This window comes from Phocaeicola coprocola DSM 17136 (genome assembly GCF_000154845.1).
In the GTDB taxonomy this organism is placed as follows: Bacteria; Bacteroidota; Bacteroidia; order Bacteroidales; family Bacteroidaceae; genus Phocaeicola; species Phocaeicola coprocola.
The window spans coordinates 1-14,583 of record NZ_DS981436.1 but is presented as its reverse complement, the minus strand read 5'-3'; the positions used below and the strand labels follow the sequence as shown (position 1 = coordinate 14,583).

General features: G+C 42.1%; 15 protein-coding genes and 1 pseudogene. 4 read left to right on the top strand and 12 right to left on the bottom strand.

Going from position 1 to position 14,583, the window contains the following annotated elements; all coding sequences use genetic code 11:
- Window positions 1-366 (bottom strand): annotated as a pseudogene (locus BACCOP_RS01560) (IS982 family transposase); the annotation flags it as partial.
- Window positions 367-435: 69 nt separating this feature from the next.
- Between BACCOP_RS01560 and BACCOP_RS01555 the strand changes: the two are divergent.
- Both BACCOP_RS01555 and BACCOP_RS01550 read left to right on the top strand, forming a co-directional pair.
- Entirely contained in the window at window positions 436-1,512 is a 1,077-nt protein-coding gene (locus tag BACCOP_RS01555) for a TIGR04133 family radical SAM/SPASM protein (protein WP_040311711.1), read from the top strand.
- 19 nt (window positions 1,513-1,531) lie between these two features.
- A complete protein-coding gene (locus BACCOP_RS01550) occupies window positions 1,532-1,999 on the top strand; it encodes a radical SAM-associated putative lipoprotein (protein WP_007565470.1) in 468 nt (155 codons plus the stop codon).
- A 131-nt stretch (window positions 2,000-2,130) separates the two neighbouring features.
- On the opposite strand, the gene prmA is transcribed toward BACCOP_RS01550, so the two are convergent.
- On the bottom strand, window positions 2,131-2,973 hold the full coding sequence (prmA, locus tag BACCOP_RS01545; protein ID WP_007565468.1) for a 50S ribosomal protein L11 methyltransferase: 843 nt from the start codon (window positions 2,971-2,973) through the stop codon (window positions 2,131-2,133).
- A 139-nt stretch (window positions 2,974-3,112) separates the two neighbouring features.
- Here prmA and BACCOP_RS01540 point away from each other — a divergent pair, with 139 nt between their 5' ends.
- Together BACCOP_RS01540 and BACCOP_RS01535 are read left to right on the top strand one after the other, a co-directional pair.
- Complete coding sequence (locus tag BACCOP_RS01540; protein WP_007565466.1) at window positions 3,113-4,363, top strand: hypothetical protein; 1,251 nt, start codon at window positions 3,113-3,115, stop codon at window positions 4,361-4,363.
- Between the two features lie 30 nt (window positions 4,364-4,393).
- Window positions 4,394-6,013, top strand: a complete 1,620-nt coding sequence (locus tag BACCOP_RS01535) for a porin family protein (protein WP_007565464.1) — start codon at window positions 4,394-4,396, stop codon at window positions 6,011-6,013.
- Between the two features lie 75 nt (window positions 6,014-6,088).
- On the opposite strand, the gene BACCOP_RS01530 is transcribed toward BACCOP_RS01535, so the two are convergent.
- From BACCOP_RS01530 to BACCOP_RS01490, 10 genes are all read right to left on the bottom strand, one after another.
- Window positions 6,089-7,153, bottom strand: coding sequence for a DUF4421 domain-containing protein (locus BACCOP_RS01530; protein ID WP_007565463.1), 1,065 nt, complete (start codon window positions 7,151-7,153; stop codon window positions 6,089-6,091).
- Window positions 7,154-7,189: 36 nt separating this feature from the next.
- A complete protein-coding gene (locus BACCOP_RS01525) occupies window positions 7,190-8,179 on the bottom strand; it encodes a Gfo/Idh/MocA family protein (protein WP_007565461.1) in 990 nt (329 codons plus the stop codon).
- Between the two features lie 17 nt (window positions 8,180-8,196).
- Window positions 8,197-9,021, bottom strand: a complete 825-nt coding sequence (locus BACCOP_RS01520; protein WP_370859013.1) for a transporter substrate-binding domain-containing protein — start codon at window positions 9,019-9,021, stop codon at window positions 8,197-8,199.
- Between the two features lie 7 nt (window positions 9,022-9,028).
- The gene (locus tag BACCOP_RS01515) at window positions 9,029-11,140 is read right to left on the bottom strand and encodes a putative porin (RefSeq protein ID WP_007565457.1); all 2,112 of its coding nucleotides are present in this window, start codon (window positions 11,138-11,140) and stop codon (window positions 9,029-9,031) included.
- A 147-nt stretch (window positions 11,141-11,287) separates the two neighbouring features.
- Window positions 11,288-11,833 (bottom strand): 2-oxoacid:acceptor oxidoreductase family protein, encoded by a 546-nt coding sequence (locus tag BACCOP_RS01510; RefSeq protein WP_007565453.1) that lies wholly within the window; start codon window positions 11,831-11,833, stop codon window positions 11,288-11,290.
- Between the two features lie 22 nt (window positions 11,834-11,855).
- Entirely contained in the window at window positions 11,856-12,632 is a 777-nt protein-coding gene (locus BACCOP_RS01505) for a thiamine pyrophosphate-dependent enzyme (RefSeq protein WP_007565452.1), read from the bottom strand.
- Between the two features lie 21 nt (window positions 12,633-12,653).
- A complete protein-coding gene (locus tag BACCOP_RS20590) occupies window positions 12,654-12,830 on the bottom strand; it encodes a hypothetical protein (RefSeq protein ID WP_007565451.1) in 177 nt (58 codons plus the stop codon).
- A 7-nt stretch (window positions 12,831-12,837) separates the two neighbouring features.
- Window positions 12,838-13,920, bottom strand: coding sequence for a 3-methyl-2-oxobutanoate dehydrogenase subunit VorB (locus tag BACCOP_RS01500; RefSeq protein ID WP_007565450.1), 1,083 nt, complete (start codon window positions 13,918-13,920; stop codon window positions 12,838-12,840).
- A 24-nt stretch (window positions 13,921-13,944) separates the two neighbouring features.
- Complete coding sequence (locus tag BACCOP_RS01495) at window positions 13,945-14,175, bottom strand: 4Fe-4S binding protein (protein WP_021971528.1); 231 nt, start codon at window positions 14,173-14,175, stop codon at window positions 13,945-13,947.
- Between the two features lie 108 nt (window positions 14,176-14,283).
- Window positions 14,284-14,583, bottom strand: a 300-nt coding sequence (locus tag BACCOP_RS01490; RefSeq protein WP_007565445.1) for a transposase domain-containing protein, incomplete at its 5' end; no start/stop codon positions are given.

Here is a 14,583-nt window from a genome sequence, read left to right as displayed (position 1 = left end):
CTCGGATTGCAATACATAGGGGAGGAAGTTGTTTTACGCCTGTCATTGTATTGTCGGCGGGAAATAAGGTTGGGTATTTCAACCCTATATTCCTGTAGCTTTGCAAACAACAGAGACTCACTGTCAATACGGGGCAGCCTCTGATGCCATGTTCAAAGCCACTACTTCAAGGTCTGAGAATTTAGGGACGACTCCTCGTCTTGGCACATTCCCAGATTCATTGACTAAATTGCCGGCAATTTGCTTGCATATGTTCAGTAATTTTGCGAATATTGCATATAAGTTGTGCATACGATATTTGTCTATTAAAAGTTTGGTCACCTTTAATTTACTAAATATCAACAATATGCACAACTTTTTAAACATAAATCTTTTATAATTTAATTCCGCCAATAGGTTATAAAAAGAGCTATTTTTGTGATAAATCCGAAAACTATGAATACAAATCTGTCTCTTCGTCGCAGGCTGGGGTTAGAGATAGCCCGTAAGATAACGAATACATTGGTCGAACAGCATCCTCTGAAACAATTATTCTGGGAATGTACTTTACGCTGTAACTTGCATTGCCGTCACTGTGGCAGCGATTGCAAGAAAATATCCGGTTATGCCGATATGCCTAAAGAAGATTTTCTTCGGGTTTTGGATAATATAGCTTTGCATACCGATCCGCATCATGTTTTTGTGGTAATCACGGGTGGAGAGCCTCTTATGCGTGAAGATTTGGAAGAGTGTGGAAAAGCTATTCACGACAAAGGATTTCCGTGGGGAATGGTGACAAATGGGCTGGCTATGACTCCCGAACGATTTACTGCTTTGCTGAAGGCCGGAATGCATACTGCTACAGTCAGTCTGGACGGGTTTGCCGATGAGCATAACTGGATGCGCGGACATCCGCAAAGCTTTGACAAGGCTGTTCGAGCTATTCGTATGATGGCCGCTATTCCCGGATTTGTGTTCGATGTGGTAACATGTGTCAATAAGCATAATTATGCGCAGTTAAATGAATTGAAAGAGTTTCTCATTGGCATAGGGTTAAAACAGTGGAGGTTGTTTACGGTATTTCCTGTAGGACGTGCGGCCAGTGATGCCGAACTTCAATTGTCCGGCGAGGAGTTTCGTGGAATGCTGGATTTTATCAAGCAAACTCGTAAGGAAGGGCGTATACGCATCAGTTATGGGTGTGAGGGATTTTTAGGTAATTATGAAGGTGATGTACGCGATCATTTCTTTTCCTGTCAGGCAGGGATAACAGTGGGATCAGTCCTTATCGATGGCTCTATATCCGCTTGCCCCAGCATTCGTGCCGATTTCCATCAGGGAAACATTTATAAAGATGAGTTTATGGATGTATGGGAGAATAACTATCAGCCTTATCGCGACCGCACATGGATGAAGAAAGGAGAGTGTGCTACATGCAAGTATTTCCGCTATTGTCGTGGAAATGGTATGCATTTGCGTGATGGACAAGGAGAGTTAATGGTCTGCCATTTGAAAAGAATCGTCAATCCTTAATGTAAAAAATCATACAGTTATGAGAAAGAAAGTTAGTTGTTTTAGTACTCGAGTCTGGGCTGGATTTCTTGCTTTGCTAGGCTTTGCTTCATGCACCAGTAATGAGGATCCAGAAGATATTCCATTGGAATATGGAACACCTACGGTTGGTTTTCAGGTGCAAGGAGTAGTAACCGACGAGGAAGGTAATCCGCTGGAAGACATTCAGGTTATCGTACGCAGAGCGTACAATAATGATTATCGTTCGGGGGATACAATTTACACGGATAACAAAGGGGCGTTTGCCGCAGAGAAATTTGTTACAACCGGTTTCGAGCCAGATGAGCAGAAAGTTTATTTCAATGACGAAAAGAAGCTTTTCAAGTCGGATTCTATTTTACTGAAAGATATGAAGCTCGAAAAAATAGAGGAAGGGTCTGGCTGGAGCCATGGTACTTATCAGGCCACTACGGAGGTTAAGTTGAAGAAAGCGGAAAAAGAAGAATAAAGCAGCTTTTCCCTTTGAAAAAAGACGATGAATTATGGCGAAAAATCTGTACGAAGTTTCCTGATCTTTGTACAGAAAAAATAAAAACTTCAGCATCTTTTCCCGAAAAGATGCTGAAGTTTTTTATATTGTTACATAATAAACTTTACAGCCACCCAGCGGTTCTTTTCCCGATGGTGAACAAAAGTCATTCCCAGACTTTCAGCCTTTTCGCGGATAGCAGGAATGTCTTCTACGTAGAATCCGCTCATATAAAGTTCAGAACCCTTGTGCATGCATGCTGCATAGGCAGCCATATCATTCAGCAGAATATTACGGTTGATATTGGCTATGATGATGTCGAACGGCTTGCGTCCTTTCAGAAGCGATGCATCACCCAGTTCTACTGTGATGTTTGAAATATTGTTCAGGGCAATATTATCGCGTGAATTGTTTACACACCAGTCGTCTATATCAATAGCAGTTACCGGATCTGCTCCTCTCATGCTTGCCAGAATAGCCAGAATAGATGTTCCGCATCCCATATCGAGTACTGACTTGCCTTTCAGGTCGGCATCCAGCAGTTCGCCTAGAATAGAACTTGTTGTTTCGTGATGTCCGGTTCCGAAAGCCATTTGCGGATTGATTACAATATCATATTCAGCCTGCGGGTAGTCATGATGGAAGGTGCTGTGTATCACGCAGCGGTCTTCTATCACGATAGGCTGGAAAAAATTCTTTTCCCATTCCTCGTTCCAGTCTTTGTCTTCCGGTTCGGTAATGGTATAAGTAATTTGGGTGTCGGGTATAGGAAAGTTTGCCAGTGTTTCTTTCAGGGCATTTTCATCGAACAAGCTTTGCTGTACATAAGCCTGAACGCCTCCTTCACACTCAACAAAACTCTCGAAACCTATTTCGCCTGCCAGTGCCGACAGGACATCGGTTACAATTTCATTGCACGGCTGTGCAGTAAAAGTGACTTCAAAGTATTTCATATATAGAGATATTCGTTTGTTTACACAAAGGTAGTGAAAATAGGGAAAACCCTATACTGAAATAGGGAATTTCTACTTGCCTGTAAGAATTTACTTCTTACTTTTGTAATTGAAATAAACCGTATAAAATGATATGAGTATGAAAAGTAGAATATGTGCTTCGCTGCTGATAGCTTGCTTGCCATGGCTGGCTATGGCTCAAAGCAACGACGACCTTTACTTTATTCCGAAAAAAGAAAAGAAAACGGAACAGAAGGCAGAGGTTAAGTCCGTTCCGAAGCAGACTTCAAACAATACGACGGTATATGCAGCTCCAGGGTCGACTATCGTGGTGAAAGACGTTACAGGAAAGACTCGTGACATTGACGAATACAATCGCCGTTATACTTCACGCGATAATACCTTTTCTATGCAGAACGATACACTGTATATCGAAGAGAAGCCTTATGGAGAGCGTGGAGAGTGGGTTAACGGTTTCGAAGGTTCTCAGGATGATTATGAATATGCCATGCGAATCATACGTTTCCGCAGTCCGCGATATGCCATACCTGTAAGCAGCCCGCTTTATTGGGATGTTGTATACGGGGGATATGCTTCATGGGACTGGAATATTTATGAAGACGGATTGTATGCATATGTTTTCCCGACATCTACGAACCCGTTGTGGTGGGACTGGCGCTGGAATTGGGGCGTTGCAGGCCCGAGATGGGAATTCAGCTGGGGATGGTCTTCTCCGTGGTATTATAGCAGTTGGTATTCTCCTTACTGGTATGGTGGCTACTGGGGTGGCTATTGGGGAAGTTACTATGGCGGTTACTGGGGTGGTTACTGGGGACCTGCCTGGCATCATCACCATCATTATCCGTACTGGGCAGGCAACTACCGTGTCGGACATACAGACTACCGCCCGTCAAGATATACAGGATATTCTTCTTCCAGACGCAGTACGTCAGGATTTGGTAATACCAGCAGATTTACAACTAGCTCACGAAGAGGGTCTTCAAGTGGTGTAGGTCGGGTTGTCCGTCCGGGAAGTGGAGCAGGAAGTTCTTCGTCTACTTCTGTTCGTCCTTCGGGTGGAGGATCAAGTTTCCAGCAGAACGGTCCATCGTCAATAACTCGTCCGTCACGTGGAAACGGAAGCAGCTACGTACGTCCTAGTAGTACAGTAGACCGTACAGGATCTATCTACAGCCGTCCTAGCAGTACCCGACGCAGTTCGAACTATAACAATAACCGTTCGAATACTCGTTCCAGCAGTAGTTATTCCACTCCTCGTAGCTCAGGAAGCTCTTTCTCAAGAGGAAGCAGCAGCTATAGCCGAGGTTCAGCAACGGGAGGAAGTTCTTCACGTTCCAGCTCAAGAGGTGGTAGCTCAAGCAGAAGATAAAGAAACAAAAATTAGAAGGTCATTCGAATTATGAAAAAGAAAATAATGGTTCTGACTGTGGCTGGTGCATTAGCTTCGGCCGCAGCAGCACAAAATCAATATGATGCACTTCGTTTCTTAGGAAACGATGTAAATGGTACGGCACGCTTTGTCGGTATGGGAGGAGCTATGAGTTCATTGGGGGCAGATTTGTCTACTATTGGAACAAACCCTGCCGGCATCGGACTTTACAGAAGTAATGATGTTGCGTTGAGTTTTGGCTTTAATGCCAACAAATCGCATAGCGACTTTAATGGTAGTGTGATGGATGAAAGCCGTAATCGTGCTTCGTTCGATCAGGTTGGTTTTGTATGGAGTACGAAAATTGGCAACAAGACCGATTTGCGTTTTCTGAATTTCGCATTCAATTATCATAAGCGTGTTAATTTTAACCGTCAGTTCGCTTCGAAAGGCGGTTTGAATGGAAATTCGCTTACCTGGCAGATGGCTGATATGATAGATGGGGCTGAAGATGGTAATGGTGGACTGTTCTATCAGAGTGAAGATGACTTCTATGGTTCTAATGGGTTGCTGAATGCTGATAATCCATATATGGATAGGAAATATGTAGGAACTCCATATTTAGGTGCTATGGGAGCACGTACTGGTCTGGTAGATGTAAAGGGAGATAAAGATGGAAATATTACTGATATTTATGGATGGAATGGTATAGATGGAGAATATTACAGCCGTGAAACAGGCTCTGTCAATGAGTACGATTTTAATGTTTCCTTTAATGTTCGCGACCGCTTTTATTTTGGTGCAACCTTGGGCGTTTATGATATTGATTACTTGCGCTACTCTTCGTATGGAGAAAATTTGGAAGGAAATTCAAATTTCACTTTAAACAATACGTATAAAACAGAAGGTACAGGAATTGATCTGAAAGTCGGTACTATCATTCGTCCGTTCGAATATTCTCCGTTCCGTTTTGGGCTGGCTATACATACGCCTATATTATATAATATGTCCGACCGTTATACATCGGTATTGGTAACTAATTTAGCATTAGAAAATTCTACGGTTAGCTATACGGAAAACTTGAGAGATTATCTGAGCGGCGGGCAATATGTATGGGATTACAGACTGATTACTCCGTGGCGCTTCAATGTTAGTGTCGGTACGATTGTAGGAGGCATTATGGCTTTGGACGCTGAATATGAGTTTGAAAACTATTCTGCAACCAAACTTCAGAATGCTGAAGGTGTGGAACTGAACGGTCAGTCAGCTATTAAGGAGACCTTGAAAGGGGTTCACTCGTTCCGTGTGGGTATGGAAACAAAAGTTTCATCTGCCTTCAGTGTACGTGCCGGATATAATTTCCGTTCTACTCCTATTACGGGTGATGCCTTCAAGAATATTCCGGTTACCGACAATACCCGTACCGATGCCGAATATCTGAATTTGAAATCGCGTCAGGCTGTCAGTGTCGGATTAGGTTACAGAGGTCGTCTGGTTTATGCAGATGTTGCTTATAAATATGATTTCTATAAAGGTGATTTTTACGCGTTTGACGGAGGTCTTGACCAGTCAGGAAATTTATTATTATCACCGACAAAAGTGAACAATGAGCGTCATCAATTGTTATTTACTATAGGAGTACATTTCTAAAAGATAGGATTATAATTGTGTGTGTTTATCGGCTTCACCTCGGGTAATGATATTACTTGGGGTGAAGTTTTTTTATTACTTTTCCTGTCTGTATTCTTTTCTTTTCCAGAAATTGAATCCGGCGTATATACGTAAGCTTCCGAAAGAGTTTGTCATCGAGAAATCAGATTTGCGATAGTCATACGTATTTAATACGAGTGAGGCCCCGATATAATATTTGCTGTTGTTCCATGTTATGCCTGCGCGGGTTACCAGATCGAAATTAATATCGTTTATCCACTCAAACCAGTCGTTTTCCATATCTGTTGGTTTTCCGTTCATTTTAGCTTTTTTATAAGCGATAGCTGGCATTAGCGAAACGTTGAGCAGACAGTTCTTGGCAAATACCCAGTTATATCCGTATCCGAAACTTAAATTGTAATCACGATATTTCAGGCTGTTGAATTTTAGTGACGACTGTATTTGTTCAATCATCTCGGCTGGTAGTTTGGTATGATTGAAAGAAATACTATGGTGTGAGTATGAAAAACCAGCCATAAACGAACCACAGCTGCGGCGCTGATTAGTAGACTGGCTGTATGCTGCCGGATATGAAAATTTCTTGTTGTTGAAAATCCAGTATGCATTAAGGCCGACTATTTTGCTTTGGAAGCCTTCGAATTTCTGACCTACATAATCTTCCGGAAGATTGAATCCTGAATAGGAATTTATATGAAAGTCGCTACCTGTTTTTCTGTAATAAAAGTCTGCTCCAACTCGTGAACTGTATAGGTTGAAAACATATTCTTTCTTCGGTTTGCCGCTTTGGCTTTTGCCTATGAGATCGGGAATGCTGAATGACATTCCTAAAAATATCCATCTCCAGCCGAAATAGGCTCCTATCTTAGGAGTTGGAGTAGGTGCAAAACTGATGTTTTGTCTTTCTTCGTTTATTCGGGTCCCCAGACGGTAACGTTCATGCCAGAAACTTTGTTCCACCATAAACGTCAGGTTATATTTGTTGGGAGCGATGTAGGTGGTATCTGTTTCTGTAAAAATCTTTTCCAAATGTTGCATAAATTTATTCTGCTTTTCGGTCTGTGCCTGTATTGTCTGACCGAAAAGCAATAGGATTATGCCGATATGTCGGAAAAATTTCATGACGTCTGTATTGAGTGGCGCGATGAATAAAGTTTTTCAGAGTTTATTTAGAATACGGTCCATTACCCAGTTTGTAGGAGTTGCACTCACCCCGTCGCATGTGCAGATTGCTTTCCCCTGTAGATGTTCTACCACAGCCTGAATCAACGGAAGTTGTACATATGGCGGATTCTGTGGGAGTATTTCCTCACGACCGCGTTCTGTGTGCAGGGCAATCGGATCATAGGTAAAGACAGAGAAGCAAATCATACCCTTGTCACCTATAATTTCTATACGGTCTTCTTTTGCCGATTCGTGAGCAACGAAGCACCATGAACCTGAACCAGGCAGTCCGGAAGCAAACTTAAAGCAGGCACTGATAGTATCTTCTGCCTGATAAAGCCCTCCACGGTTACTTGTATAACCTTCTGCTTCGAGTATACATCCGAACATTTCCTGAAGAAAGTCCAACTGATGGGGTGCCAGATCGTAAAAATATCCTCCTCCTGCGATGTCGGGCTGTACACGCCATGGAAGATTGGTGCTGTTGTAATCGAGTGCTCGCGGAGGTTGTGCGAAACGTATCTGTACATTGATTACATTTCCTATCTCTCCCTCTTCAACCAGTTGTCGTACCTTTTGGAAATAGGGCAGATATCTGCGGTAGTAAGCTACAAAACAAGGGACACCTGTTTCTTGCGATATACGGTTGATGCGGGCGCAGTCTTCATAACTTGCGGCCATCGGCTTTTCTATATAAACAGGCTTGCCGGCTTTCATCGCCATAATGGCAAATGTAGCGTGTGAAGAAGGAGGAGTGGCAATATAAATAGCATTGACATCCTCGTCGCCTATCAGTTCCTGAGCATCTGTATACCATCGAGGTATATTGTGACGGCGTGCATACGATTTTACTTTTTCTTCGTCACGGCTCATTACTGCTACTACTTTCGAACCGTCTATCATATTGAAGGCAGGTCCACTCTTTTTCTCGGTTACTTCACCGCAACCGATAAATCCCCAGCATACGTTATTCAGTTGTATCATAGTGTACGGTGTATGTATCAGTTAAAATATTTATTGTATAGCTTTTTATATTTTGGTGTCTGGACAAAATCATTGAGCCAGACGTTCAGGCTATCCAGCAGGGCAGGAGAATGTTTGCTTACTCCCCAGGCATAAAACTGTGTGAAGCTGATGTCGGTATTGATGTCCAGATTTGGAAAATCATCGATAGATGCACGGGCAATGTTTTCATCGCATACTGCATAATCGATATCTCCTCCCGAAACCATAGCCAGTAATTGTTCCGGTCCATATAGTTCTACTTCATTTATGTAAATAGTATCGGCTATTTCGTCTATCAGATTATGTATACGCAGCAGTGCCGGCGATCCTTTTATCACATGAAGATGCTTATGTGCCAGATCAAGCTGACTCTGGATGTATAAGCTGTCTTTTCCTTCTTCTTTCTTTCGTTGTACTAAAACCTGTTTGCTTAATAGTAGAGTCCGTGTAAAAAGCAATGAGTCTTTTAGCTGGGTCGTTACGACCGTTCCGGTAGCCAGTATGTCGTATTGACCGTTGATGATACCTTGCAGACGCTTTTCAAAACTCATTTCAGGAGTAATTTCCAGTTTCAGTCCTTTCTCAGAAGCAAAAGCATTCAATAGTTCGTAATCGAATCCTTGTAATGTATCTTTGCTGACATGATAGCTTACTGCATTATATTCGGTTACGGCACGCAGCTGTCCGGAACTGAGTATTTCGGCATAGTCACGGGGGGAAGAAGCCGGTTTTTCTTCTTCTTGTGTATTCAGCATGATAATACCTGCTGCTATAGCCAGTGCTATGATGATATATCGTACTCCTTTTCTTAGCATAGTGATGTAGTTCTTAATCGAAGAAGTTCCATGATAACCCGAATTTCAGCAAGCGGGGATTCAGAGGGTGGTGAGGAGCCAGGAAGTAGCTCTTTTCTCCTTGTCCTTGAATCAGATTATACATGGCTATAAAAATACGGGTACGTTTCAAATGAATATTGACATATGCGTTCAACAATGGATAACCTCCTAGCTTGAAACGGGTTTCCTTATTTTGCAGATAGAACTGTCCGATAGCAGGTGCATAGTCGGGAGCGTAGTATTGAGTGAAATACCGGACATCTGTACCCAATTCTACCTGAAGCACTTTCTTTGCCAGACCGAATTTGAGATAGAAGTTATGGTATAATACCAGGTCGGGCAATGGCAAGACATCCTGATTGCTCGATTTCTGATAAGTAACTTCATTGTCAAGATGGAATATACCCAACTGAAAATCTTGATTCAATGTGGCGCTGAATATCTGGATATTACCCGTATGCTGTTTTACGGCTACATCATTTTTATAGCTTACAACTTCTTTATCCGAAGCTGTTTCGGTATATTTTACAGAAGTATTGTCAAGATATGTATAGTTCTTAATGTTTTCTACTCCAGCTTTCAGTTGGGTTTTCCAATGGTCGATACTCAGTTTCCCTTCAATACGGGTACGCATGATTTTCGATAAGTCATTATTATCCCACCAGTAATGCTTGGAATGGAAATGTCTGTAATAGAATGTCGGATTCAGGTTTTTGATGTATGCATTCGCTTCCAGTCTGACAGTATCCCTGAACAGGCGGAAATTCAGATCACCTTTTCCTTCTATTTGAAACTGTCCGGCATCTTCTCCAGCCAGGGCTATTTCTCCCATGACGTCATAGTGTAATGTCTTTCCTTGTTCCTTGATGAGTTGTCCTCCTACCGATACGGTATTTTCAACATAGTCGGTCGGAATACGTTGTCCCGGAGTTTGAGCAAGGGTATCTGTCATTGTGAAACGGCGGTACTCATGACTCATGAAAGCTGTCAGTCCAGCCTTGGCCCATTTATTGAATCCCTCACGTAAAGATATACCTATGGTATTTTTTACGGCAAGATGTTCTGTTTCATCACGCTGGATGTCTGTCAAATAGTTATTCTGAAAATATTTCTGGTTCTGCTCCTCGTCGTATGAAATATATCTGCGACGGTTAATGTCTACATTTACAGTATGAAGGAAACTTGTTACCGGAACAAATACTTCTGTATTGACCGTATCCTTTGCGTCTGGATTTTCACGGTAGAATCCCAAGTTGTAACGATGGGTAAGGAAAGCATGGTAACCGGTATTATGATTCCATACCTGAGATAAATTTGTTGGAATTTCGCTATTGCCATACACTTTACCTCCTTCTGCCATTCCCAGGGGGTCAGTAATGAAGCGGTCGTCAGTAATACCACCATTCTCGGCAACTTTTAAGTTGTCGTTCATGAAACTGAAATGCATGTTATACTTGTCGCCAAGATAATAAGCAAAAAGATTTCCGTTGAATAAGGCAGTAGACTGGTTCATATATTTACCTCGACCGTAAACATAATCTATATTGAAACCGAATCCCAGTCTTTTATTGGCATTTACGGCAAAATAAGCTTTAAAACGTTCTTCACCGTCTTTACTTCCTCCCTGCTTATAGTAAGTCAGATTTGAAAAAGGAGATTTGGTATTGGTGTAAACGACATCTTCCGGTCTGACGACTGTATAGTCATACGGATCCAGAAAGAAAAACTGTTCAGGATCTTTGCGGTCGAAAAAAACGTGAGCGATACGTGGAGCTCCCAAGTTTCCTAAATATGTATAGTGTCCTGTAGGTCCTCCTGTATCATTCGTATTTTGAAAGTTATGCTGCAATGTATCTACCGGAATCTCTGTTCTGTTGCCGAAAAGTCTGTCTATCTTCCATGATGTAAGTCCGATAGGAATAGTACTGGCATCAATTACGGAAGTTGTATCAATCGGGTTTCCGTTGCGGTCGTACAAGTTACTGTCCACTCCTGAAGCAGAACTTCCGAACTGCCCTGTGAATTGACTTTGCTGATAGGTATTTTGCGCAGATATGGTTCCGCAAATCAGTAATATTGTTGCTATAAAAAATATCTTCCTCATAATGGAGGCAAAGATACAATATAAAAACGAAAGAAACCGTGTACGGAGTGCAAAAATACTAGAAGATGTATTGATACAGAGGCGTGCAGAACTTTCTATACAAAAACTATCTGCACGCCTCTGAGTTTTGATTGGAGTTGGTATTTATTATTTTATTTCTTTGATAATATCCATTCCTATATGGATTGCCTCTTCATTCATCGGTATCAGGTGATGATGGCGTTCAGGCAATGTTTTACGCAGTGCTTTAATAACGCTTTCTATTGATACGATAGGACGGATTTTCAATAATCCTCCCAATACAATCATATTGAATGTCTTTGCCATTTTACGTTCGTTGGCTGCATCCATAGCATCAATACGATATACATGAATGTCTTTGCGTGTAGGAGGGTTTATAATGCCATAACCATCATAAATCAGTACACCGCCTGGTTTGATTTTGTTTTCAAATTTGGCAAGTGAAGGCTGGTTCAGAATAATGGCTGTATCATATTTACTTAAAATAGGAGATGAAATACGTTCGTCGCTGACGATAACCGTTACATTGGCTGTTCCTCCTCGCTGTTCGGGACCGTAGGCAGGCATCCAAGTAACTTCTTTATTTTCCATCAGTCCTGAATAAGCCAGAATTTTACCCATTGACAATACGCCTTGTCCTCCAAATCCTGCTATAATGATTTCTTCTTTCATGATAGTGCTTGTTTTGGTAATGTTATTTGTTTTCTCCGCTTGTATCTTTCAGGTCGCCTAATGGGTAGAAAGGGAACATGTTTTCTTCCATCCACTTGTTGGCTGCTTCTGGAGTCATTTTCCATCCTGAGTTACATGTAGAAACGATTTCTACCAGACTCGAACCTTTGCCTTGCATGCTGTTTTCGAATGCTTTGCGGATTGCCTTTTTAGCTTTGCGGATTGCTGCTACCGTATGAACTGACTGGCGTGTTACATAGCATGTACCTTGCAGTGTCGCTGCTATTTCTGTCATTTTCAACGGATATCCGTGTATTTCCGGATTTCGTCCGTACGGACATGTTGCAGTTTTCATTCCTACCAGAGTAGTAGGAGCCATTTGTCCTCCTGTCATACCATAAATGGCATTATTGATGAATATAATGGCTATATTATCACCTCTGTTTAGAGAATGGATTGTTTCTGCTGTACCGATACAAGCCAAGTCACCATCTCCCTGATATGTGAATACCAGACGGTCGGGCCATAAGCGTTTGATGGCTCCGGCCAGTGCAGGCGCACGTCCATGAGCTGCTTCCTGACAATCGATGTCAAGATAGTTGTACATGAATACAGCACATCCCACCGGACTAATACCGATAGCTTTTTCTGCCATACCCATTTCTTCTATAACTTCGGCAATCAGTTTATGAACTACTCCGTGGCTGCATCCCGGACAGTAGTGCATCGGATTATCATTTAATAAACGAGGTTTCTGGTAAACCAGATTCTCGGGTTTCATTATTTCTTCTTTTGTCATAAATTTCTCCTCCTTATCGGGTTAGCGTAGAAAGAAACGGAACACAAACTCCATCATCTTTACGAACAGCGATGCGCCGCATACATAAAAGAAGATAGTTTTGTCTTCTCCCAATGAAAAATAAAGAATGAAAGAAGCTGCTGCTCCTATCATGAATATCACATTGAGCACGGTTCTGATCTGATCTATATTGCCCATGAGTTTCTTACTTGTTAATGATTTTTTCTTTTAGTGCATCAATCACTTCATCTGGGTCGGGAACAATACCTCCCAAACGTCCGAAGTGTTCAACTGGTATGCTGCATTTTACAGCCAGTTCAACATCTTCAATCATCTGTCCGCTATTCAACTCTACAACAAGGATGCCTTTTATGTTTTTTGCTCTTTCAGCCAATGGCTTGCTTGGGAATGGCCATAAAGTAATAGGGCGGAACAGTCCGACTTTAATTCCTTCTTCACGTGCGTGTTCCATTGATTTCTGTGCAATGCGGGCACATGAACCGAATGCAACAATCAGGTATTCTGCATCTTCGCAGTCTATTTCTTCATATCGTACTTCGTTGGCTTCAATTTCTGCATATTTTTCCTGCAAGTGTAAATTACGTTTTTCCATTACAGCAGGATCGAGTTCCAGTGAAGTAATGATATTCGGTTTGCGTCCCTTGCATCCGGTAGCGGCCCATGGGCATTGTGCAATGATTTCCTCTTCGGTACGGCGCGGACGAGGAGCTGGAAGAACTACTTTTTCCATCATCTGTCCGATTACACCATCTGCAAGGATCATTGCAGGATTACGATATTTGAAAGCCAGTTCAAATGCAAGACCTACAAAATCGGCCATTTCCTGTACAGATGCCGGAGCTAAAGCTATTAAATGGTAATCGCCGTGTCCTCCACCTTTTGTTGTCTGGAAATAATCTGCCTGGCTCGGCTGTATGGTTCCAAGTCCCGGACCTCCACGCATTACGTTTACAATCAGGCAAGGTAATTCTGCACCGGCAATGTATGAAATACCTTCCTGTTTCAGGCTGACGCCCGGACTGGATGACGAAGTCATTACCATTTTACCGCTTCCTGCGCCTCCATATACCATATTAATTGCTGCTACTTCACTTTCAGCCTGCAATACAACCATTCCGGTTGTTTCCCACGGCTTCTGTTCGGCAAGAGTTTCCAATACTTCTGATTGGGGAGTGATAGGGTAACCGAAGTATCCGTCTACACCGATGCGGATAGCGGCATGAGCGATAGCTTCGTTACCTTTCATTAGAACTATTTCTTCTGCCATAATTCTGATTGTTTTGCTTTAAAGTTATTCTTCACATTTTGCTCTGTATACGGTTAAGCAACCGTCTGGACACACAATGGCGCACGAAGAGCATCCGTTACAGGTATCTTCTACTACCTGTTGCACATAGTTATATCCTTTTTGATTTACTTTGGCGGTGAGCGACAGTACGTGTAACGGGCAAGCTACTACGCACAAGTTGCACCCTTTGCAGCGTTCTGTATTCACTACAACTACACCTTTCATTTTAGCCATAAGTCGATTACCTTATTGATTGTAACCATTCTATTTTCCGCCACGACAATTTTATCGGCTGTTTTTCAGCCGATAAAATAAAAATGTCCGCAAGAAAATAGTTTAGTTTTAACATTCCGATTTATAAAAACATGGCAGAAGGACCTTCTTGTCGCAGTCCTTACCATGAAGAATACATTCAAACAAGTGCTTCAGGTAATCCTGAGGGGCTATATCATTAAGCTTGCAGCTTTCTATCAGAGAAAAGATGAATGCCGAGTTTCCTGCTGCATCCTCACTGCCTATGTTCATACAGTTCTTGAGCAGCAGCTTTACAGGTTTCATCCTTTGCTCACAGAGGTTGTTCGATATTTCCGCAGAACCGTCCTTGAGGATATTTTTCAGGGATTTCCACTGGTTTATCGTATA